We start from the raw sequence: 20,673 nt of genomic DNA, 5'->3' as shown, positions 1-20,673 counted from the left end.
ATTCGATCACCTCTCGCGTATTTCGGTCACGATGCCATCTTTGACTATTATTGTCTTACCTGAAAGAAACTCATCCCACTGGTCGCCTATATTCACATCAACAATCCCTTGAAGCTCTGTTTCTTTAATTTCACTCCCAAGCGGAAGAATATGTAGTTGTTCTATTTGAAAATCCAGGAGCTTGATTTTTTCTTTATGGACTTTTATTTCTTGTTCAAAATGTTTTTTCAATGTTTCAGGTGAGAACTTCTTAGACTTTTCTAGCTTCTTCAGTTCAAATCTCAGTTGATCGCATTCTTTCTGCAGCTGAAGCTTTCTGGAGTGGTATTTTTGGTGGATTTTTCCCTTGCTTTCTTCCGTAAGTACCTGTTTGACAATGATCGTTTGCAGTACCTTCAAAGCATTCCCTCCTTAAAGCCCACCTGTTAACAGCATTTCTCCAACTACTGGTCACAGATCACCTTAATCCTTGTGGTCACTATTATATCAAGTATTTATTATACCGTAATTTTTACAAATTTAGAAAAGCGTAAGCGCCTTGGTCAGCCGCGACAAGCGTTGGAGGGCCGACCGTTGAAGTCGTTCTTTGACTTCAATGGGCGGACCGAAACGTCTCGAGGGGCTAGGCGCTGGAGCTGGACAATTCTCGAAGTTAATTTTACACATTTTTAATCTACAAAAAAAAGGAGGGTTACCCCTCCCTTTTAGAACAATCATATAGAGTTATCTACCTTCTGCTTGAGCAGCTGATTGTTATTCGACGATTTCCAAGAAAATCTTCTTTTGCTGTGATGATCCTGCTGCATAGACTACTGTTCGAATCGCCTTTGCAACGCGGCCCTGCTTTCCAATTACTTTGCCCATATCACTTTTGTTGACGGAAAGCTTATAGGTTACGCGCTGATCCTCTTCATGTTCATTCACATGAACATCTTCCGGAAAATCAACAAGGGGTTTCACGATCGTCTCAATTAATTCTTTCATGGGCGCGTCCACAATTACTTGCTAAGCTTTGCGTTGTGGAATTTTTCCATGATACCTTGCTTAGAGAACAAGTTACGCACTGTATCAGATGGTTTAGCTCCGTCGTTCAACCACTTAAGAACCAACTCTTCGTTAAGTTCAACCACTGCTGGTTGAGCAACTGGGTTGTAAGTTCCTACAGACTCGATGAAACGGCCGTCACGTGGTGAACGGGAATCAGCTACTACAATACGATAGAAAGGAGATTTTTTAGCTCCCATACGTTTTAAACGAATTTTTACTGCCATTTTAAATAAGCACCTCCGAATAGTTTCACACAAGATAGAATAATACCAAATAGAAAACAGCTTGTAAAGGGTTTTTTCTTTACAGACTGAAAATACCTGATTTTACAAGTTAAAAAGGGTTGAACGGAAGCTTGAATCCGCCTTTTTTCTTGCCTTTTTGCTGCATGTTCGTCATCTGTTTCATCATCTTTTTCATGTCTTCGAATTGCTTGAGCAGGCGGTTGACTTCCTGGATGGAGGTCCCGCTTCCTTTTGCGATCCTTTTGCGCCTGTTAGCGTTGATGATTTCAGGATGAGTTTTTTCATTAGCCGTCATCGATTGGATGATTGCCTCAACATGCGAGATTTGTTTCTCGTCGATTTGAAGATTGTTCATGCCCTTGATTTTATTTGCACCAGGCATCATTTTCAGGATTTCCTCCAGCGGCCCCATCTTCTTTACCTGGCCAAGCTGATCCAGGAAGTCATCGAGGGTAAATGATGCTGTACGCATTTTTTTCTCGAGCTCTTTCGCTTTTTCTTCATCGACGTTAGCCTGGGCCTTCTCGATCAGAGTAAGGACATCACCCATTCCAAGGATTCTGGATGCCATCCTTTCAGGGTGGAATGCTTCCAGTGCATCAAGTTTTTCGCCAAGACCAACAAACTTGATTGGCGTATTGGTCACGGCACGGATTGAAAGTGCTGCACCGCCACGAGTATCGCCGTCAAGCTTCGTCAGGACGACACCAGTCAAGCCAAGCTGCTCATTGAAACTTTGGGCGACATTGACGGCATCCTGCCCTGTCATCGCATCGACAACAAGGAAAATTTCGTCCGGCTTGGACAGCTCCTTGATCTGCTTAAGCTCATCCATCAGGTTTTCATCCACATGAAGACGGCCCGCAGTATCGATGAGGACATAATCATTGTGGTCTTCCTTCGCCTTGGCAATTGCCTGTTTAGCAATTTCAACCGGACTGACCTGGTCTCCCAGTGAGAATACCGGCATACTCAATTGTTTGCCGAGTGTCTCCAGCTGCTTGATGGCAGCCGGGCGGTAGATATCCGCCGCTACAAGCAAAGGCTTGCGGTTATATTTCTTGCGAAGGAGATTTGCCAGCTTTCCGGTTGTAGTCGTTTTACCTGCACCTTGAAGCCCGACCATCATGATGACGGTCGGCGGGCGATTGGAGGCAGCAATCTTGCTTTGTTCCCCGCCCATCAACTCGGTTAGTTCTTCTTTAACAACCTTAATGACCTGCTGGCCTGGTGTCAGGCTTTTTACAACCTCCTGGCCAATGGCCCTTTCAGTGACCTTCTTAACGAAGTCTTTTACAACTTTAAAGTTAACGTCGGCTTCAAGAAGCGCCAGACGGACCTCTCGCATCATTTCTTTTACATCCGCTTCGGAAACCTTGCCTTTTCCGCGGATCTTTTGCATTGTATTTTGCAGTCGGTCGGCCAATCCTTCAAATGCCATATCATGCGCCTCCCTAGTCTAATTTCTCAAGCTCGGCTATCATTTCAGCTAGATCACCGCTGTTCTCACCATTCCCCATAAGCTGTTTCATTTTTGATATCAGCTCATTTCGCTTCTGGAATTTTTCGAACAACAATAACTTCTCTTCGTACTCCTCGAGCATCGCTTCAGTACGTTTGATGTTGTCGTATACTGCCTGCCGGCTAACATCATACTCTTCAGCAATTTCCCCAAGAGAGTAATCATCAAGATAATATAGAGCCATATAACTGCTTTGTTTTGGAGTCAGCAATGCCTGATAAAAATCATACAAATAATTCATTCGGTTCGTTTTCTCAAGCATTTCAATTCCCCCATGTTAAGTGAAATACCTTTACATAAAGAGTTTACACACGTTCATCTTTCCTGTCAAGATAAGTTCTTTACAGCAATTTGCCTGTAAATCAAGATTCTTCCGCTATTTCCTCTTCTTCGACGAGGTCAGCAAACAGACCATATACATATCTTTCAGGATCGAATTCCTGAAGGTCATCCATCTTTTCTCCAAGACCGACAAATTTCACCGGGATATTCAGTTCATTGCGAATAGCCAGGACGATACCACCCTTGGCAGTACCGTCAAGCTTGGTAAGAACGATGCCGCTGACATCTGTCGCTTCCTTGAACGTCTTGGCCTGGATCAGGGCATTCTGCCCGGTAGTGGCATCCAGCACTAGCAATACCTCATGAGGAGCGCCCGGCACTTCCCGTTCGATGACACGCTTCACCTTTTCAAGCTCCTTCATGAGATTGACCTTGTTTTGAAGACGCCCTGCAGTATCACAAATCAGGATATCTGCTTTACGGGATTTCGCAGACTGTACAGCATCATACATGACAGCCGCAGGGTCGGAACCTTCTGCCTGCTTGATGACATCCACCCCGACACGCTCTCCCCAGACCTCAAGCTGCTCGATTGCTCCTGCACGGAATGTATCCCCTGCAGCAAGCAGGACATTCTTTCCTTCATTCTTGAATTTATGGGCCAGCTTGCCGATGGTCGTGGTTTTGCCGACTCCATTGACTCCTACGAACAAGATGACAGTCAATCCATCCTCCTGGATGTTCAGGTCGAACGATTCGTCTTCAGATCCGTTTTCATAAATTTCAACAAGTTTCTCGGAAATGACAGCCTGAACTTCTTTCGTGTCCTGGATGTTGCGTCGCTTCACTTCTTTCTTCAGTTCCTCGACTAATTCCATCACCGTTTCGAATCCAACATCCGCCTGGATGAGGATTTCTTCAAGTTCCTCAAAAAAATCCTCATCGACTTTACGATAACGGGATACCAGGTCATTCACTTTATTGGAAAAATTATCTCTCGTTTTCGTCAAGCCATCTCTGAATTTCTCTGTGACACCCTCAGTCTGTGTCGTAAATTTTTCTTTTAATTTCTTGAAAAAACTCACGGTCCATCGCCTCTCTCATTACATTTTCACAAGTTCTTTTGAGTCCTCCAGCCGGACGGATACAAGCTTCGATACGCCCGATTCCTGCATCGTTACACCATACAGGACATCTGCTTCCTCCATTGTACCTTTTCGGTGGGTGATGACAATAAATTGCGTTTCTTCACGGTATTTTTTCAAGTATTGGGCGAAACGGTATACATTGGCTTCATCCAACGCCGCTTCCACTTCATCAAGAATACAGAATGGGACTGGACGTACCTTCAGGATGGAGAATAATAGTGCGATCGCCGTCAATGCACGTTCACCGCCAGACAGGAGCCCAAGATTCTGAAGCTTTTTCCCGGGTGGCTGTGCAACAATTTCGACCCCGGTGTTTAACAGGTCCTCAGGCTGGGTCAGCCGCAAGTCTGCTCTTCCGCCGCCGAACAACGCCTGGAACACGGGTTCGAAGTGGGAGCGGATGCCGGTGAAAGTCTGCTCAAAACGCTTCTTCATTTCCTGATCCATTTCCTCGATGACAAGGAAAAGAGTGTCCTTTGCTTCCTGGAGGTCATTCTTTTGTTCCAGCAGGAATTCATAACGCTCAGATACTCGCTCATATTCCTCTATTGCCCCGAGATTGACGCTTCCCAGTTCTTCAATCGCCAGCTTGATAAGCTTCACTTTCCGTCTTGCTTCATCAGCCGGGATTGTCAGCGGATACTGCTCTTTAGCCGCCTCATAGGAAAGCAGGTACTCTTCGCGAAGATGGGCCAGTTTATTGTCCAGTTCCACATCCAGCCTGTTCAGTTTCACTTCCTCATCCCTGAGCACTTCATTAATACCTTTTTGCAGCCTTCTTAGTTCCTTAGACTCCAATTCCTGGTCCTCAAGTCTGTTCTGAAGCTCGAGTCTTTCATGTCTTCTGGATGCAATCAGCTTCAGTGTTTCATTTTTATCCTGAAGCTTGCGCTTTGCTGCTTCCTCCAGCTGAGTTTCTCCAGAGGAACTATCCGTCATCTCTGACGAAAGAAGAGACAGATCTTCTTTCAACACTGACAATTTCCCTGATTGTTCATCTGCCTGCAAGCTTGCTGAATCCAGTTTCTCCTTTGCATGCGAAAGCTGCTCTTTCTTAGCAGCCAGGCTGATCTTCAAATCACTGATTTCGGAAACAAGTGTTTCCTTGGAGGTAGAATTCGAGTTTTTAAGCTCTGTCAGCCTTTCAATTTCTTTATCAAATTGAACGAGTGTCTGCTGATACTTTGCCAGCAGATCATCCAGTTCGGCCAACCTTGATTCAAGCTTTTCCTTGTCTGAATCAAGCTGGGTCTTTTCAGAATCATAGACCGACAAGCGTTCATTGATATTTTTCTGTTCCAGCTCGACTTCCCGGAGGTCGCCTTTCAGGGCCTGCTGCTTGAATCGAAGCTCTTCCCCAGTTTTCCTGAGTTTTTCAAGCCTCGCTTCACTTGATTGGGTGTCAGCCTTCAATGCCTTTACCCGCGATTCCAGCGTTCTGGTTTTCTCTTCCATGTCAGCGAGCTTGTTGGTCAAATCCTCCAGTTCACCTTTACGGCTTAAAAGAGACGATGACTTTTGCTTCACTGCACCGCCCGTCATCGAACCGCCCGGGTTGACTACATCGCCTTCAAGGGTCACGATTCTGCTGCGGTATTGCAGCATTTTCGCTATTTCATTGGCACCCTTCAGATCACTGGCAATCACGACATTCCCGAGCAGGTTCTTCACGACTTCTGCATACTTCTGATCATATTGAATCAAATCAGCGGCCGTGCCGATATAGGCGCCATGGCCTGAAAGAAGCGATAGCTGCGAGCCTGCCAGATACTTGCCCTTGATGATGCTGAGAGGCAGGAAGGTTGCCCTGCCAAATGACTTTTGCTTTAGGTACTGGATCGCAGTCCGTGCATTTTCTTCCGTCTGGACGACAATATGCTGCATTGCACCGCCAAGGGCCGTTTCAATTGCTGTTTCATATTGCTTTGGCACATGAATCAGTTCGGCTATGGCCCCCTCTACCCCCTGAAGACGGGTATTCCTGGCTTTCAACACTTCTTTGACCCCCTGGAAGAAGCCTGAATAGTCTTCTTCCATTTCCTCCAGCATTTCTTTTTTCGATTTCGCCTGCTGCAGGAATTGATAGGCTTGATAAAGTGTTTTCTCCTGCTTCTCATAATTGCTTCTTAAAGATTCCAGCTTCCTCTGTTCTTCAAAATAGAGCTTTCCCTGCTCTTCCAATTCCAGCTGTGAGGAAGCAGCCCTCTTTTCGATTTCTGCTTTTTTCTCCTTGATTTCATCACGGATCGATACAAACCGATCATTGTCATGATCCAGTCTGGATCCCTTGGCTGAATGCTGCTGCAGCTGCTGCTCAATATAGATTTTTTCATTTTTGGCGCCGGCCTGTTCATTCAGCACCTCGATATAATCACTCTTAATTGAATCGATCTTGAGCTCGACATCTTCGCTATAGAGCGTCAATTGCTCCTGTTTCTCCTGAAGCTCTTTTTGCAGCGCAGCCGCCTCAGCTGCAAGCTCAGATACAGATTTCTCATATTCAGCCTTCTGTTCTTCCAATCTGGCAATGGAGAATGTCAGTTCCTCAATATTCTTTTCAAGCTGGCCTTTATTTTGTGAAGCATTCTTTTTACGTTCCTTGAGGACTTCCCTCCTGCCTTCCAGCTTTTCAAGCTCCTCGCTTGCATGCAGGAGGACATTCTGAAGGTCGCTGACCGATTCATCCAGTGCAGCTAACTGATCCCTCATTTTTTCAATTTCTGCCTCTTTTTTCTGGAGAATGGCAGACTGCTTGATTTCATCTTCTTTATGCTGTTCCAGCTGCCTTGAGAGCTGTTCCCAGCGGGCATGCAGATCCTCTATTTCATACGCTGTCAGCGCTACTTCAATCTGTTCCAGTTCTTCTTTTTGCTGAAGATAGTCCTTTGCAATCGATGCCTGGATCTTTAACGGCTCAACCTGGCCTTCAAGCTCATGGATAATGTCAGTTACACGGTTTAAGTTCTCCTGCGTTTCGAAAAGCTTGCTTTCTGCTTTTTTCTTCCGCGATTTATATTTTAGGACCCCAGCCGCTTCTTCAAAAATCGTCCTCCGTTCCTCAGGCTTGCTGTTGAGGATTTCTTCAACCCTTCCCTGGCTGATGATGGAGAAGGCTTCTCGGCCAAGTCCGGAATCCATGAATAAATCGACAATATCCTTAAGTCTGCAATTCTGTTTATTGATTAAATATTCACTGTCACCTGAACGGTAAACACGCCTTGTTACACTCACTTCGTTGTAATCAAGCGGCAATGATTGATCTTCGTTATCAAGGGTTAATGTGACTTCTGCAAAATTCAGCGGTTTTCGTGAATCACTTCCGGCAAAAATGATATCTTCCATCTTTGCGCCCCGCAGCGACCGGGCTGATTGTTCCCCAAGGACCCAGCGAATGGAGTCGGTAATATTGCTCTTTCCGCTTCCATTCGGTCCTACGACAGCGGTCACGCCGGGAACGAATTCCACAGATATTCTCTCGGCAAACGATTTAAAGCCGACCACATCTAATCGTTTTAAAAACAATATGGCTCTCCCTTTCCTGTTTAACTTTTTCTAAGGTGTCATTAGACACATGCGACTCGAGCAGCTCCAAAAAGCTTTTCGCAAGTTCATCGAGAAAAGCCAATCCAGGGATGTAACGGCTAAGCGCTGGAACTGGCTTTTTTTCATAGTGGAAATCATTTATGAATCTATAATGAACCTTGTTGTGTCCTATTTTTCGTCCTGTTCCGGGGCAGCCTCTATGTGGGCCTTCAGCTTTTCAAGAGCCATCTGGGCAGCATGCTGCTCCGCTTCCTTCTTGGAGCGGCCAGTACCAGCACCCAATTCTTGGCCATTAAGGTAGACATGGGATTCGAACTCCCTGCTGTGAGCTGGACCAATCTCCTTCATGATCTTGTATTCCAGCGAGCCTGCGGCATCGCGCTGGACGAGTTCCTGAAGCTGGCTCTTAAAATCCATCACATGAGAAAAAGCACCGGCATTGATTTTTGGAAAAACTATTTCTTCCAGAAATGTTGTGACTGTATCAATTCCTTTATCAAGGTACAAAGCGCCGATGAAGGCTTCGAAAACATCAGCCAGGAGCGCAGGCCTTGTCCTGCCGCCTGTCATCTCTTCACCTTTGCCCAGTAAAACGAGGTCGCCAAAGGCCAGCTCATTTGCAAAGGCCACTAGTGATGGTTCACAAACGACAGCCGCCCGAAGCTTTGTCAATTCACCTTCGCTCATCATCGGGTATTTTTTAAACAAAAATTGGGATACAGTCAGCTCCAACACAGCGTCCCCGAGAAATTCCAATCTCTCATTATCCTCATGGGGTTTCCTGCGATGCTCATTCACATAGGATGAATGGGTAAAAGCCTGTTTCAATAGCTTGTCACTTTCAAAATGAATTCCGATCCTATCCTGGAATTCTTTGAATTTCAGGTCCTTTGCGCGGATATTCTTCTTTTCTCTTTCTCTGCCATTATTGCGCATGATTAATTCCACCTTGCTCATAAATTAAAGCTGTTTTCGTAAAGATTGTTGTTAAAATCCTAAAGCCGATTTTAACGTGATAATAGCCATTTTGTATGTCGGTACTAAGTTTGCAAGCTCTTTTCTCAGCATAAGCGTTAATTGTATGAATAATCTAAGGTAATTCAACCCTATTATTTAGGCAATAGCAACAAAGATTGAGAAAAGAGCCTAAATTAAAGCTGATCTTCTATGAATTGCGGATTACACAATTCTATACAGACTACTAACAGTTTACAAAAAATGATGTCCATAAAGCAAAAAAACTTGGTTTGATTCCAGCAGATTCCTTGTTGAAGAAAGCCAAGAGCTTTATTTACAGAAGAAAGCCCCGTTTTTTAAAAACGGAGCTTCTCAGTAAATCGAACAATTACACTTGGCTATTTATGTAGTTCACAGCGTCACCAACTGTACCGATTTTCTCAGCGTCATCATCGGAAATTTCCATGTTGAATTCGTCTTCCAATTCCATAACCAATTCAACAACATCAAGGGAATCAGCACCTAGATCATCTTTAAAAGATGCTTCTAAAGTTACTTGAGATTCATCTACTCCCAAACGGTCAACAATAATTTTTGTTACGCGTTCTAAAACGTCTGCCATGCTCGTTCACCTCCCCTCAAGCCATTATAGATGATTTTATATAATTAATAAATGGCTGCAATCACTTTTTATTTTGTTCCGGCTCTTTTTCAGGTGTGCAGGATTCTACATTACCATGCCGCCATCGACGTGGAGGGTTTGGCCTGTCATATAGGCACCGTCTTCTGAGGCAAGGAAGATAACAGTCCGGGCGATATCCTTTGGCTCTCCGAAACGCGCCAATGGGATTTGCTTCAACATTTCTGACTTGACGTCTTCATTCAGTTTATCTGTCATGTCAGTCGTGATAAAGCCTGGGGCAATGGCATTGACAGTGATTCCTCTTGACGATAATTCCTTCGCAGTTGTTTTCGTCAGTCCGATCACTCCCGATTTTGCCGCAACGTAATTCGCCTGCCCAGGATTACCGCTGACACCGACAATCGATGAAATATTGATGATCCTGCCGCCTCTCTGCTTCATCATTTGCCTTGTGACGGCTTTCGTGCAAAGGAAGACACCTTTAAGGTTAATGTTGATGACATCATCCCACTCGGATTCTTTCATTCTCATCAACAGGTTATCTTTTGTAATACCCGCATTGTTGACAAGTATGTCGAGCTTCCCGAAATGTTCGATTGTTTCTTTTACCATCTCAGTGACTGAGTCGGAACTGGAAACATCTGCCTGGATCGCGAAAGCATCTCGGCCCATCGCTTTGATTCCATCGACCACTTCTAGTGCTTTCGCTTCGCTGCCGGCATAATTGACAGCAACTGAGGCTCCTTCCCGGGCAAGTTCAAAGGCGATTTCCCGGCCAATTCCACGTGATGCGCCAGTTACAAGCGCTACTTTACCTTCAAGTCTCATTCCTTCTCCTCCTTCAATGCAGCCACGGCCGCGGCACAAGTTTCCGCATCATAAATTGCGAATGTCCTAGCAGAGCGGTCCACTTTTTTTACTAGCCCGGACAACACCTTGCCAGGTCCAATTTCTACAAAAGTATCAACTCCGAGCTCAAGCATCTTTGACACGGAATCCTCCCACAGCACAGGAGAGTAAAGCTGCTCTACCAATCTCTTTTTAATTTCAGATGCTTCTGTCATCGGTTCAGCAGTCACATTGCCAATCACCGGGGTTGAGGCATCCTTTAGTGAAATATTATCCAGTACTGCTTCAAATCGTTCGGCTGCAGGCTTCATTAGCGAAGAATGGAATGGCCCGCTCACATCGAGTGGAATGACCCGTTTTGCTCCTGCTTCCTTTGCTTTGACAGATGCTTCTTCCACTCCAGATTTGGAACCTGAAATGACAATTTGCCCCGGGCAATTTAAATTGGCCAGCTGAACAGGATTACCACCCGCCGATACTGTCTCGGTCACATCCATAAGTTTATCGCGATCCATTCCAAGGACGGCTGCCATCGTGCCCTCTCCATTTGGCACCGCTTCTTCCATGAACTCACCACGCTGGCGGACTGCGTAAACAGCATCCTCAAAGGATAACGCCTCCGATGCTACAAGTGCAGAATATTCCCCAAGGCTATGCCCAGCCGTATAGTCCGGCTTGATTCCAAATTGGCTGAAATATTTCAGGATGGCAATGCTTGTTGTCAGGAGTGCAGGCTGAGCATTTGTTGTTAGAGTCAGCTTTTCCTGAGGGCCTTCAAAAATCAATTTGCTCAAAGACTCCCCAAGGACTTCATCCGCTTTATTAAATGTTTCGGAAACTGCTTGCTCGGACTCCGCAAGTGCCTGCCCCATGCCAACAGTCTGTGACCCCTGGCCCGGAAATAAAAACGCGATTTTCCCCATGAAAGATTCCCCTTTATCGTTTATTTTATCCAGTCGCTCCTACTGAATGACGCCTTCTCTTTTTTCAACAGCTGTCCTGATCGTGCCTGAAACATCTTTTTCAACCATTTCTCTGGCCTGCCGGATTGAGTTGAAAACGGCATTCGCATCCGATGATCCATGTGCCTTAATGACCGGGGCTTTCAATCCGAATAATCCGGCGCCACCGTATTCTGTGTAATCCATCTTATTTTTCAACTGAGCGAGGTCCGGCTTCAGGACTGCGGCAGCCATCTTACTTTTGAAGCTTGATGTCAGGGCCGATTTCAGCATTTTAAATACTGACATTGCCGTTCCTTCGATTGTCTTCAGCACCATATTGCCGGTGAATCCGTCCGCCACAACCACATCTGCTACACCATCCAGCAAGTCTCTCGCTTCAACATTGCCGATGAAATTGATATCTGTGTCCTTAAGTAATTCGAAGGTGCTCCTTACTAATTCATTTCCCTTCTTCTCTTCTGTGCCGATATTCAGCAATCCAACTCGCGGGCGTTCAATCCCTCTTGCTTTCTCACTGTATATCGAGCCCATGATCGCATATTGGACAAGATGCTCCGGCTTGGCGTCAGCATTTGCGCCAACATCCAGAAGCAGGAAGCCTTCTCCCCCGATCGTCGGAAGTGTAGGAGCAAGTGCGGGCCGTTCTATGCCATTGATCCGTCCGACCACAAACAATCCTGCAGCCATCAGAGCTCCAGTGTTTCCGGCTGAAATGCAAGCGTCAGCTTTTCCGTCTGCTACCTGCTGCGCCGCCAAAACCATGGACGCAGTCTTTTTACGGCGAACAGCCCTTACAGGTTCATCTGTTCCCAGGATGACCTCTTCAGTATGGAGAATTTCAATCCTATCTTCGGTCGTCAAATGCTCCCTGATTTTTTTCTCGTCACCTACAAGGAGGATATGTATGTCTTTGAAGTTCTCTACTGCCTTCATTGCTCCGAGGACGATTTCTTTTGGTGCATTGTCTCCGCCCATCGCATCTATTGCAAGCCTCATCGCTTTTCATCCCTTACTTCTCATTATTTGATCTGTACATTTCAAATTCGCCTTTGAAGACAAGTTCATTATTTACGTAACTCATCACTTCCACATTCGTCCGCCCATTATCACTATCGATTTTTGTGACCCTCGCTTTAGCGATGACCCGTTCACCTTCTTTTACCGATCTGGTAAACTGGATACTCGATTTTGCAGTCAGCGCCAGCTCATCATTGATCACAGCAACCGCCAATGAATTCGCCTGGGCAAACAAATGGTGTCCTCTGGCAATTTTATTTCGCTTAAACACATGTTCTCTTTTTATATCAAGTATGGAAATTGCACTTTGATCAAGTTCAATATCGATGATTTCTCCAATTACTTCTTCCAGCGGCAATGAACGGACTTCGTCTTCAAAACGTTTTTCAGCAACGTTCTTGATTCTCTCCCTGAGTTCAGGTATAGACAATTCGAGTCTGTCCAGTCTGATCGTCTGGATGCTGACAGCAAATTTTTCGGCCAGCTCTTCATCTGTTATGAATGGGTTATCTTTTATCGTATCAGTCAGCAGTGACTGCCGATCTTTTTTATTGCGTTTCATCTAAAAACACCGCCCGAGCTATTAAGACTAGGTACTAATAGTAGTATATATATTATAAAAAAAGATTGCAAGAAGAAATATTTTTAGTAAAAAGACCCTGTTATACAAGACTGTGGATTTCCGTTCCAGGCGCTTCGCTTTCCGCGGGGATGGCGCTAAGCCCGCGGGTGTCTACGCGTATTCCACTACAATCAACAGGGTTTAAAAATCAACTTCAGCTTTAACAGAGCCATCAAAAAAGGAAGCAGATGACTGCTTCCGCTCTATCATTCTTCTAAAAATTAATAGATTGGGTTTGAATCAATCCAGTTTTTCATTTGCCAGTGCACCTGACTCCGCCAAATATTCTCTCAATGAACGATATTTTTCGCTTTGCCAGAAAGCTCCTGACTGCACCAGCAAGGACGCATCATTCCTCGCTGTTTCCAGTGCACGGTAGTCATGGACCATGTCCGCCACTTTGAATTCTGGCAGTCCGCTTTGTTTTTTTCCGAAGAAATCTCCAGGGCCGCGCAGCTCCAGATCCTTCTCACTAAGAACAAAGCCATCATTCGTTTCAGACATGATTTTCATGCGTTCTTTCCCGACTTCGCTTTTCGGATCGGCGAGCAAAATGCAATATGATTGGTCACTTCCGCGGCCAACCCTTCCTCTAAGCTGATGAAGCTGTGACAGACCAAATCTTTCGGCATCATATATGAGCATCACTGTCGCGTTTGGGACATTCACCCCTACTTCAACGACGGTAGTGGAGACGAGCACTTGCACTTCATTTTCACTGAAGGACTTCATCACCTGGTCTTTTTCGTCGGAATGGAGTCGTCCATGCATCAGGCCAACCTGAAAACGGTCCTTAAAATAGAAACTCAGGGTGCTGTGGACATCGATCGCATTCTGGACATCAAGCTTATCTGACTCCTCGATCAATGGGCATATCACATATGCCTGCCTTCCTTTTGCCAGTTCCTTTTCCATGAAGGCGAGCACCCGCTCAAGCATCTCGTGCTTGGCCCAATACGTTTCGATCGTCTTGCGTCCAGCCGGCATTTCATCGATCACCGAGACATCCATTTCACCGAAGACCGTGATTGCCAATGTCCTCGGGATTGGTGTTGCGGTCATGAACAAGACATCGGGATTTTCACCTTTCTCCCTGAGAACCCGCCTTTGTTCAACCCCAAATCGATGTTGTTCATCTGTGATGACAAGACCGAGGCGTTGGAAGTCCACTTCATCCTGGATCAAGGCGTGCGTGCCAATCAATACATCAATATCACCCTGCTTCAGCTGCTCGAGCATCTCTCTTCGCCGTTTGCCTTTTACCGAGCTTGTCAGCAGAGCCGCTTTAACACCGAATGGCTCAAGCAGCTGTGTCAGGGACTGAGTGTGTTGTTCAGCCAGTATTTCTGTTGGGACCATCAATGCTCCTTGGTAGCCAGCTGTCTTAGCAGCATAAAGGGCAATCGCCGCGACCACCGTTTTACCTGAACCAACATCACCTTGAAGGAGGCGATTCATACGGTATGGAGATTTCATGTCACCGAGGATCTCATTGACTACTCGCTTTTGTGCGCCCGTTAACGGGAAAGGCAGTCCGCCGATAAATTGTTTCAGCTTGTCCAATTCATAGGAGAACGAAATTCCGGGACTCTGTTCCCGTTCCAGTTTCCGTAATGACTGCATTTTAAGCTGGAATAAAAGAAACTCCTCGTAAACAAATCTTCTTCTCGCCTGTTTCATTTCGTCAGAACCTGAAGGCAGGTGCATGATTCTTAAGGCATCCCTGCGGTTCAGCAGCTTATATTTTTGCAAAAGCTCTGCCGGCAATATTTCGTCTATTTCATGCCCGAACTGAGAAAAAGCCTGCTTGATCAGCCTTCTGATCGTTTTTACGGTCATTTTTCCTTTCACTGCGTAAACCGGTTCAAAATCCTGGCTTTGAGCATGCTCTCCCAATGACATTTGACTGGCTGTGATCGTCTGTCTATGCTGATCCCATTTCCCCGTGACTGTAATCGTCTCTCCGACGGTTATTTTTTGTTTTAAATAAGGCTGGTTAAAGAAAGTTGCAATGATTAAGTAACGGCCCACGAGCAGCCTGACGGTAAGCCGATTCTTTTTGCGGCCGTAATAGACAAGTGCAGGCTCACTGTGCACCTTGCCCTCCACCGTGACTCTTTCGTCATGCTTAACTTCTGCCAGATCCTTAAGCCGATAATCTTCGTAACGATATGGGAAGTATTCGAGCAGATCACCGACAGTCCTGATGTGCATATCCGCCAGAGTCTCCGCCATTTCATTGCCGATTCCTTTTATTGCTGTTACTGGTTGCTTTAGTTGTTCATTCACATTATTCAAGCGGTGTGCCGAAACTCTTGGCCTCCAGCTCCCGGCCAATCGGTGCTGCCGCTCCCCCTCCTTACGCTGTTTCTGGAGTATTGATGTTATTTGTTTTACGTGGAATCAGACATGACCATGCAAAATAGTCTGCTTTTCCCCCTGTTGTCCACCCACTGCGTATCCGAATCTACAGCTGTTCTTACGTTTACCTTTTCACATATGAATGCGGAAACAATCCTTTTATATACAAAACGAAATAGAAGGGGATTCCCCTTCTATTTCTTAGTATCATATAACAATTTTATTTGTCCAGCCGGAGATTCTCCGACATCGGATTAATTATTCAATCGCGAAGATGAAGGCGTATAATGGCTGTTCTCCATTATGGACTTCTATCTCAACATCTCCATACTTGCCCTCAACAAACTCAACGATGGAATCAACATCATCATCTGAAGCATCTTCCCCTTTAAGGATGGTCAGGATTTCAGTGTCTTCATCGAGCATCTGGTCCAGCAGGTCCTTTGCTGCTTTAACTTTATCACGATCTTTCAAGACAATTTTCCCATCCGCCAAGCCCATGAAATCTCCGGTTGAGATTTCAAGTCCGTCGATGCTGGTGTCACGAACTGCATAAGTCAGCTGGCCCGTTTTCACATGCTGCATCGCTTCTGACATGGCATCTTTATTTGCGGCAGGATCGGCTGATGGATTGAATGAAAGCAATGCTGTCATTCCCTGAGGCACAGTTTTCGAAGGGATGACTACCACTTCTTCCTCCGCTACCTCGGCAGCCTGTTCTGCAGCCATGATGATATTTTTATTGTTCGGCAGGATGATGACCTTGCGTGCGTTCACCTCTTTGACAGCCTTGATGATGTCCTCGGTGCTCGGATTCATCGTCTGGCCGCCTTCGATCACGGCGTTGGCACCAATGCTGCGGAAAAGTTCAGCAATTCCGGAACCCATCGAGACAGCGACGATTCCATATTCCTGCTTTTCTTTCTTTGGTTCATTAGCCTGTGTGCGCAAAGGTGTTGTCGGTTCACCGACAATATCTGTATGCTGCTGACGCATATTTTCAATTTTCATATTGATGAGGCTTCCGTATTTTTGTCCATATGACAATACATCGCCAGGCTGTTCTGAGTGGATATGTACTTTTACGACCTCTTCGTCGGAAATGACGAGAAGAGAATCTCCATATTTGCTCAAGTCCTGACGGAAATTCTCCTCAGAGAATGTCTCTTTCCCCTCAAGTTTAACCATGAATTCGGTACAATAGCCGAATTCAATATCCTCAGTATTCATGTGGCTCTGGACGCTCTTATGGTGCTCGGCGCTTACAAGCTCAGTCATATTTGGCATCGCCGATGGGGAATCAGGAAGCTTTTCGCCCTTCAATTCTGCAAGAAAACCTTCATAAACGAAGACAAGGCCTTGTCCACCGCTGTCTACTACTCCTACTTCCTTTAGGACCGGCAGCAAATCTGGCGTACGATTCAATGAAGCCTTTGCTTCTTTAAGAACCTCTTCCATAAGTCCGTCAATGCTTTCGTAGTTTGGCGCAACTGCAACAGCATGCCTTGCAGCATCTTTGGCCACTGTTAAAATCGTTCCCTCAACCGGCTTCATAACTGCTTTATAAGCAGTCTCCACACCCGCGTTTAATGCAGAAGCAAATTCAACAGCTGTTACAACCGGCTTTGTTTCAATTGCTTTCGCAAATCCGCGGAATAATTGGGACAGGATGACTCCTGAGTTGCCCCTCGCTCCCATAAGCAAACCTTTGGCAAGCGCGGAACCCACCTTCCCGATATGTTCCTGTACATTGTTCTTTACTTCCTTAGCTCCGGAAGTCATGGATAAATTCATATTTGTTCCCGTATCACCATCAGGAACAGGGAAGACGTTCAACGCGTCGACATACTTGGCATTGGCCGCCAAATGGTTGGCACCCTGAATCACCATCTCCGCAAAACGTTTTCCGTCTAGAACATTAATAGACACAAATCTTTCCTCCTCTTACGGGTTCGTTACACGAACTCCTTGAACGTAAATATTGACCGAGTCAACAGCCAGCCCGACTGTTTTATCAAGGGTGTACTTAACCTTTGATTGGACATTGTGGGCAACCTCGGAAATTTTCGTCCCATAGCTCACAATAATATACATATCGATATGTACTTCGTCATTTTCCTGGCGAACGATGACTCCGCGGGTAAAATTCTCCCTGCGCAGGATATCTGTTAATCCGTCCTTGATCTGATTCTTAGAAGCCATCCCGACAATACCATAACAATCAACTGCTGCACCGCCTGCAATTGTTGCAATGACATCATTTGATATATCAATTTGTCCGTACTTCGTTTTTAGCTCGATGGACATGATTCGTTCCCCCTTTGGAAAAATAGCATTATGCTACAGTTATTTTACTATAAGCCAATCAATTTTTAAAGTTATTCTGCACTTCCCTTTATTATTCAGCAAGAATCTGAACTATATGTCAAGGTTTTTTTCTTTATAGCTTTTGCCGGAAGTATTGCAAATGGGAAATTTCTATGATAAATTATTAAAGTATGTCAGAGAAAAGGTTATCCTGTTTCATTCGCAATTCTGACGATATGCAAATAATTGCAGCAAAAAATAGTAACAGCTCTGTCAGTTAGGAGGGAAATCATATGCCACGTAAATGTGTAGTAACTGGTAAATCAACTCGTTCTGGTAACGCACGCTCCCACGCAATGAACGCTAACAAGCGTACATGGGGTGCTAACCTTCAAAAAGTACGTATTCTTGTAGACGGTAAGCCAAAGCGTGTTTGGGTATCTGCAAGAGCTCTAAGATCAGGTAAAGTTGAACGCGTATAATTAAAAACCGCAGACTTGCTGCCTGGCTCCAGCAGCCGGAAGTGAGCTGCATGGCATCCATAAAGGGTGCCTTTTTTTATTGCCTGAACACTCACCGTCCGTCCTTCTGTTCATTCTGCCCAATTCATGAAAAAATAATAGCACCCCGTAACCAGGGTGCCAAATGCTTGCATATCGGTTTTCAATCTTTGATTACTCCATACTAAATGGTTTTTAATCCTTCTTAAATGCACCTAACATCGCCCGTACGAGGCCACCCAAAAATCTAGGCAGTTTGATTGTATAGAATCTCATACCGTCCCTCCTCACCATCTCTCGCAAACAGTCTTCTTTCTGTATCCCTATAGTATATTCCCGGGTATACAAAATTTGCTCTTTTCAGGGGAAGAAATCATATTGCTGAAAAGAACCCTGAGCTAAATGAAGACATCTCAATCCTTGCTCCTTACTACTAATAATATGCCTTCGGAAAAAGAAAAAGTACCATGACCTCTAATAAGTTCATTACTAATACATAGTGTCGAGCCCATTGGAATATGACAATCAATTAACGGGTATTTAAAATTTTCAAGTGACAGTCCGGATACAGACGGTGTGATTGGAAGGAAGGAAATGTACTTAAAATCATCATTTGGGTTAACTGTATAGCATCCTGGTTTTTTTATATATAAGATATTCTGGGTATCAATGATCTGGATGTGTACAAAATCATCCTTCTCAAGAGGCCTGACCAGCAGCTGGATATTGGCCATCAAATGGTCAAGGCGCCCCCCTGTCGCCCCGAAAATGGTGATTGACTCCGGGTGCTGGTCAAGGGCCCAATTTAGAGCCAGCTCCATATCTGTCTCATCTTTTTCCGGCTTGAATTTCTTCAGGTCAGCAACCGTCTTTTCAATGTTTTCCATTTCTCCTTCGGAAACGGAATCAAAATCGCCAAATGCTGCTGCGGGATTTAATCCTGCTTCTAATAAATAGAATACACCCCTATCGATCCCGATCCAAACCACGTTTTCCTCTTCATAGAGATGGAAATCTGGTATCATGTACCGCGGTCCACCGGCAACCAAATTAATTCTCATTAAAAAATCTCCTTTGTTTCTGGATTCCACTTATTGAAGAAAAGCCAGCCTCTGCAAGGCTGGCTTTTCTTTATGGTCTCAAGCTGGCGATTGCGGCTTCCCTGTCTTCTTTATTGAAGACTGCTGAACCCGCCACCAGAACATTGGCCCCTGCTTCAATTACAAGCTTGGCTGTTTCCTCGTTCACGCCGCCGTCAACCTCTATTTCCAGGTCTGGATTTAGTGAATCAGCAAGTTCTTTAACCAGCCTGATTTTTGGAAGGACCGAAGAGATGAACTTCTGACCGCCAAATCCAGGATTAACAGACATAAGCAGGACCATATCAACATCCTCGATTATGTGCTTCAGGCTATCAACTGGTGTAGCAGGGTTCAAGACGACGCCTGCCTTGACCCCTGTCGATTTAATCAATTGTATGGTCCTATGCAGATGCCTGCATGCTTCCACATGGACAGTGATATAATCGGCCCCTGCCTTGGCAAATGCTTCGATATATTGGTCCGGGTTCTCGATCATCAGGTGAACGTCAAGCGGAAGCTTTGTAACCGGCCTGATTGCCTCGACAATCAGAGACCCGATCGTGATATTCGGCACGAAATGCCCATCCATTACATCCACATGTATATAATCGGCCCCACCGCGCTCGACATCCTTTATTTCTTCGCCAAGTCGGGCAAAGTCTGCCGATAAGATTGAAGGTGCGATCTTAACCATGATTTAATACCTCGGCTTTCTATCTTTGATTTCTAACAAAAAGTCTTTATAGTGCTCATACCTGTATTCAGGCAGAATTCCTGACTCAACTGCTGCCTTGACCCCACATTTAGGCTCCGCCATGTGAAGACAGCCGCGGAACTTGCAATTCTCACTGAACTCAGCAATATCAGGGAAGCATGAATTCAGCTCTTCTGTTTCAATCTCTGTGAATTCCAGAGAACTGAATCCTGGAGTGTCAGCAACTAGCCCATTGTTAATCGTAATCAGCTCTACGTGCCTTGTTGTATGCTTGCCCCTTCCCAAATGGGAGGATATATCATCGGTTTTCAACTCGAGATCCGGCCTGATCGCATTGAGCAGGGATGACTTCCCGACCCCTGACTGACCGGCAAAGACAGAAATCTTACCTTCAATATGCGGCCTCAGCTTTTCCAGACCTTCTGAAGTTTCAGAGGATGTAAAAATAACCTCATAGCCTGCCTTCCGATAATCTTCTGCATATTCCTCGAGACGTGATTTTTCCTCTTCATTGGTCAAATCCATTTTCGTAATGCAGATGAGGGGCTCAATGTGGTTATACTCAACAAGAACCAAAAACCGGTCGAGCAAGGTTGTACTGAATCCAGGTTCAACAGCAGAAAAAACAAGGATGGCCTGGTCCACATTCGCAATCGGCGGACGGACCAGCTCATTTTTCCGGTCCTTGACTTCCAGGATATAACCTTCCGTGTCATTTTCAGCCTGATAAACCACCTCGTCACCAACAAGGGGTGTAACCTTATTCTTGCGGAAAACCCCCCTGCCGCGGCATTGCACTATACCGTCCTCATTGGCAACATAATAAAAACCGCTCAGCGCCTTGATAATTTTGCCCTCAGGCATAGCA

21 protein-coding genes are annotated in these 20,673 nt (G+C 45.4%); 1 reads left to right on the top strand and 20 read right to left on the bottom strand.

Annotation, left to right across the window (positions count from 1 at the left end; all coding sequences use genetic code 11):
- Window positions 1-6: 6 nt before the first annotated feature.
- The 16 genes from M3593_RS08570 to M3593_RS08495 all read right to left on the bottom strand — a co-directional run bounded on the left by M3593_RS08570 (window position 7) and on the right by M3593_RS08495 (window position 17,508).
- Window positions 7-399 carry a YlqD family protein gene (locus M3593_RS08570; protein WP_144474851.1) on the bottom strand — a complete coding sequence of 131 codons (393 nt, stop codon included), beginning with the start codon at window positions 397-399 and terminating at the stop codon, window positions 7-9.
- A gap of 354 nt (window positions 400-753) precedes the next feature.
- Window positions 754-984 (bottom strand): KH domain-containing protein, encoded by a 231-nt coding sequence (locus M3593_RS08565; RefSeq protein WP_023614919.1) that lies wholly within the window; start codon window positions 982-984, stop codon window positions 754-756.
- 14 nt (window positions 985-998) lie between these two features.
- Window positions 999-1,271: a 30S ribosomal protein S16 gene (gene rpsP / locus M3593_RS08560; RefSeq protein ID WP_144474850.1), complete on the bottom strand. Its 273-nt coding sequence runs from the start codon at window positions 1,269-1,271 to the stop codon at window positions 999-1,001.
- A 109-nt stretch (window positions 1,272-1,380) separates the two neighbouring features.
- Window positions 1,381-2,733: a signal recognition particle protein gene (ffh, locus tag M3593_RS08555; RefSeq protein ID WP_251542031.1), complete on the bottom strand. Its 1,353-nt coding sequence runs from the start codon at window positions 2,731-2,733 to the stop codon at window positions 1,381-1,383.
- A gap of 13 nt (window positions 2,734-2,746) precedes the next feature.
- Complete coding sequence (locus M3593_RS08550) at window positions 2,747-3,076, bottom strand: putative DNA-binding protein (protein ID WP_251542032.1); 330 nt, start codon at window positions 3,074-3,076, stop codon at window positions 2,747-2,749.
- Between the two features lie 100 nt (window positions 3,077-3,176).
- A complete protein-coding gene (ftsY, locus tag M3593_RS08545) occupies window positions 3,177-4,181 on the bottom strand; it encodes a signal recognition particle-docking protein FtsY (RefSeq protein WP_251542035.1) in 1,005 nt (334 codons plus the stop codon).
- Between the two features lie 18 nt (window positions 4,182-4,199).
- Window positions 4,200-7,766, bottom strand: a complete 3,567-nt coding sequence (gene smc / locus M3593_RS08540) for a chromosome segregation protein SMC (protein ID WP_251542038.1) — start codon at window positions 7,764-7,766, stop codon at window positions 4,200-4,202.
- 189 nt (window positions 7,767-7,955) lie between these two features.
- Window positions 7,956-8,723 (bottom strand): ribonuclease III, encoded by a 768-nt coding sequence (gene rnc / locus M3593_RS08535; protein ID WP_144474845.1) that lies wholly within the window; start codon window positions 8,721-8,723, stop codon window positions 7,956-7,958.
- A gap of 409 nt (window positions 8,724-9,132) precedes the next feature.
- Window positions 9,133-9,366 carry an acyl carrier protein gene (locus M3593_RS08530; protein ID WP_044394334.1) on the bottom strand — a complete coding sequence of 78 codons (234 nt, stop codon included), beginning with the start codon at window positions 9,364-9,366 and terminating at the stop codon, window positions 9,133-9,135.
- A gap of 105 nt (window positions 9,367-9,471) precedes the next feature.
- Entirely contained in the window at window positions 9,472-10,215 is a 744-nt protein-coding gene (gene fabG, locus M3593_RS08525) for a 3-oxoacyl-[acyl-carrier-protein] reductase (protein WP_144474844.1), read from the bottom strand.
- Window positions 10,212-11,159, bottom strand: coding sequence for an ACP S-malonyltransferase (gene fabD, locus M3593_RS08520; protein WP_144474843.1), 948 nt, complete (start codon window positions 11,157-11,159; stop codon window positions 10,212-10,214). Before fabD ends, fabG begins: the two co-directional genes overlap by 4 nt.
- A gap of 39 nt (window positions 11,160-11,198) precedes the next feature.
- Entirely contained in the window at window positions 11,199-12,197 is a 999-nt protein-coding gene (plsX, locus tag M3593_RS08515) for a phosphate acyltransferase PlsX (RefSeq protein WP_144474842.1), read from the bottom strand.
- 13 nt (window positions 12,198-12,210) lie between these two features.
- The gene (fapR, locus tag M3593_RS08510; RefSeq protein WP_144474841.1) at window positions 12,211-12,780 is read right to left on the bottom strand and encodes a transcription factor FapR; all 570 of its coding nucleotides are present in this window, start codon (window positions 12,778-12,780) and stop codon (window positions 12,211-12,213) included.
- Between the two features lie 300 nt (window positions 12,781-13,080).
- Window positions 13,081-15,177 (bottom strand): ATP-dependent DNA helicase RecG, encoded by a 2,097-nt coding sequence (gene recG / locus M3593_RS08505; protein ID WP_353056080.1) that lies wholly within the window; start codon window positions 15,175-15,177, stop codon window positions 13,081-13,083.
- A gap of 282 nt (window positions 15,178-15,459) precedes the next feature.
- Window positions 15,460-17,130 (bottom strand): DAK2 domain-containing protein, encoded by a 1,671-nt coding sequence (locus tag M3593_RS08500; RefSeq protein WP_251542040.1) that lies wholly within the window; start codon window positions 17,128-17,130, stop codon window positions 15,460-15,462.
- 15 nt (window positions 17,131-17,145) lie between these two features.
- Window positions 17,146-17,508 carry an Asp23/Gls24 family envelope stress response protein gene (locus M3593_RS08495; protein WP_144474838.1) on the bottom strand — a complete coding sequence of 121 codons (363 nt, stop codon included), beginning with the start codon at window positions 17,506-17,508 and terminating at the stop codon, window positions 17,146-17,148.
- A 293-nt stretch (window positions 17,509-17,801) separates the two neighbouring features.
- Between M3593_RS08495 and rpmB the strand changes: the two genes are divergently transcribed.
- Window positions 17,802-17,990, top strand: a complete 189-nt coding sequence (gene rpmB / locus M3593_RS08490; RefSeq protein ID WP_023614934.1) for a 50S ribosomal protein L28 — start codon at window positions 17,802-17,804, stop codon at window positions 17,988-17,990.
- Between the two features lie 213 nt (window positions 17,991-18,203).
- Here the strand turns inward: rpmB and spoVM are convergent, their stop codons facing one another.
- The 4 genes from spoVM to rsgA all read right to left on the bottom strand — a co-directional run bounded on the left by spoVM (window position 18,204) and on the right by rsgA (window position 20,669).
- Window positions 18,204-18,284 (bottom strand): stage V sporulation protein SpoVM, encoded by an 81-nt coding sequence (gene spoVM, locus M3593_RS08485; RefSeq protein ID WP_144475002.1) that lies wholly within the window; start codon window positions 18,282-18,284, stop codon window positions 18,204-18,206.
- 137 nt (window positions 18,285-18,421) lie between these two features.
- A complete protein-coding gene (locus M3593_RS08480; RefSeq protein ID WP_251542042.1) occupies window positions 18,422-19,069 on the bottom strand; it encodes a thiamine diphosphokinase in 648 nt (215 codons plus the stop codon).
- A gap of 70 nt (window positions 19,070-19,139) precedes the next feature.
- On the bottom strand, window positions 19,140-19,784 hold the full coding sequence (rpe, locus tag M3593_RS08475; protein ID WP_251542051.1) for a ribulose-phosphate 3-epimerase: 645 nt from the start codon (window positions 19,782-19,784) through the stop codon (window positions 19,140-19,142).
- 3 nt (window positions 19,785-19,787) lie between these two features.
- Complete coding sequence (gene rsgA / locus M3593_RS08470; protein ID WP_251542059.1) at window positions 19,788-20,669, bottom strand: ribosome small subunit-dependent GTPase A; 882 nt, start codon at window positions 20,667-20,669, stop codon at window positions 19,788-19,790.
- Between the last annotated feature and the right edge of the window lie 4 nt (window positions 20,670-20,673).

The sequence above is a fragment of the Mesobacillus sp. MER 48 genome (genome assembly GCF_023714225.1).
GTDB classification, from domain to species: Bacteria; Bacillota; Bacilli; order Bacillales; family Cytobacillaceae; genus Mesobacillus; species Mesobacillus oceanisediminis_A.
The sequence above is the reverse complement of the archived record's forward strand: the minus strand, read 5'-3'. Positions and strand labels throughout refer to the sequence as shown.

What these genes read in the sequence shown, in the direction of transcription:
- rpmB (WP_023614934.1), top strand. Translation starts at nt 17,802, where the DNA reads ATGCCACGTAAATGTGTAGTAACTGGTAAATCAACTCGTTCTGGTAAC.
- M3593_RS08530 (WP_044394334.1), bottom strand. Translation starts at nt 9,366, where the DNA reads ATGGCAGACGTTTTAGAACGCGTAACAAAAATTATTGTTGACCGTTTG.
- fapR (WP_144474841.1), bottom strand. Translation starts at nt 12,780, where the DNA reads ATGAAACGCAATAAAAAAGATCGGCAGTCACTGCTGACTGATACGATA.
- rpe (WP_251542051.1), bottom strand. Translation starts at nt 19,784, where the DNA reads ATGGTTAAGATCGCACCTTCAATCTTATCGGCAGACTTTGCCCGACTT.
- fabG (WP_144474844.1), bottom strand. Translation starts at nt 10,215, where the DNA reads ATGAGACTTGAAGGTAAAGTAGCGCTTGTAACTGGCGCATCACGTGGA.
- M3593_RS08495 (WP_144474838.1), bottom strand. Translation starts at nt 17,508, where the DNA reads ATGTCCATCGAGCTAAAAACGAAGTACGGACAAATTGATATATCAAAT.
- M3593_RS08480 (WP_251542042.1), bottom strand. Translation starts at nt 19,069, where the DNA reads ATGAGAATTAATTTGGTTGCCGGTGGACCGCGGTACATGATACCAGAT.
- rnc (WP_144474845.1), bottom strand. Translation starts at nt 8,723, where the DNA reads ATGCGCAATAATGGCAGAGAAAGAGAAAAGAAGAATATCCGCGCAAAG.
- fabD (WP_144474843.1), bottom strand. Translation starts at nt 11,159, where the DNA reads ATGGGGAAAATCGCGTTTTTATTTCCGGGCCAGGGGTCACAGACTGTT.
- spoVM (WP_144475002.1), bottom strand. Translation starts at nt 18,284, where the DNA reads ATGAGATTCTATACAATCAAACTGCCTAGATTTTTGGGTGGCCTCGTA.
- M3593_RS08550 (WP_251542032.1), bottom strand. Translation starts at nt 3,076, where the DNA reads ATGCTTGAGAAAACGAACCGAATGAATTATTTGTATGATTTTTATCAG.
- rsgA (WP_251542059.1), bottom strand. Translation starts at nt 20,669, where the DNA reads ATGCCTGAGGGCAAAATTATCAAGGCGCTGAGCGGTTTTTATTATGTT.
- plsX (WP_144474842.1), bottom strand. Translation starts at nt 12,197, where the DNA reads ATGAGGCTTGCAATAGATGCGATGGGCGGAGACAATGCACCAAAAGAA.
- M3593_RS08565 (WP_023614919.1), bottom strand. Translation starts at nt 984, where the DNA reads ATGAAAGAATTAATTGAGACGATCGTGAAACCCCTTGTTGATTTTCCG.
- ffh (WP_251542031.1), bottom strand. Translation starts at nt 2,733, where the DNA reads ATGGCATTTGAAGGATTGGCCGACCGACTGCAAAATACAATGCAAAAG.
- rpsP (WP_144474850.1), bottom strand. Translation starts at nt 1,271, where the DNA reads ATGGCAGTAAAAATTCGTTTAAAACGTATGGGAGCTAAAAAATCTCCT.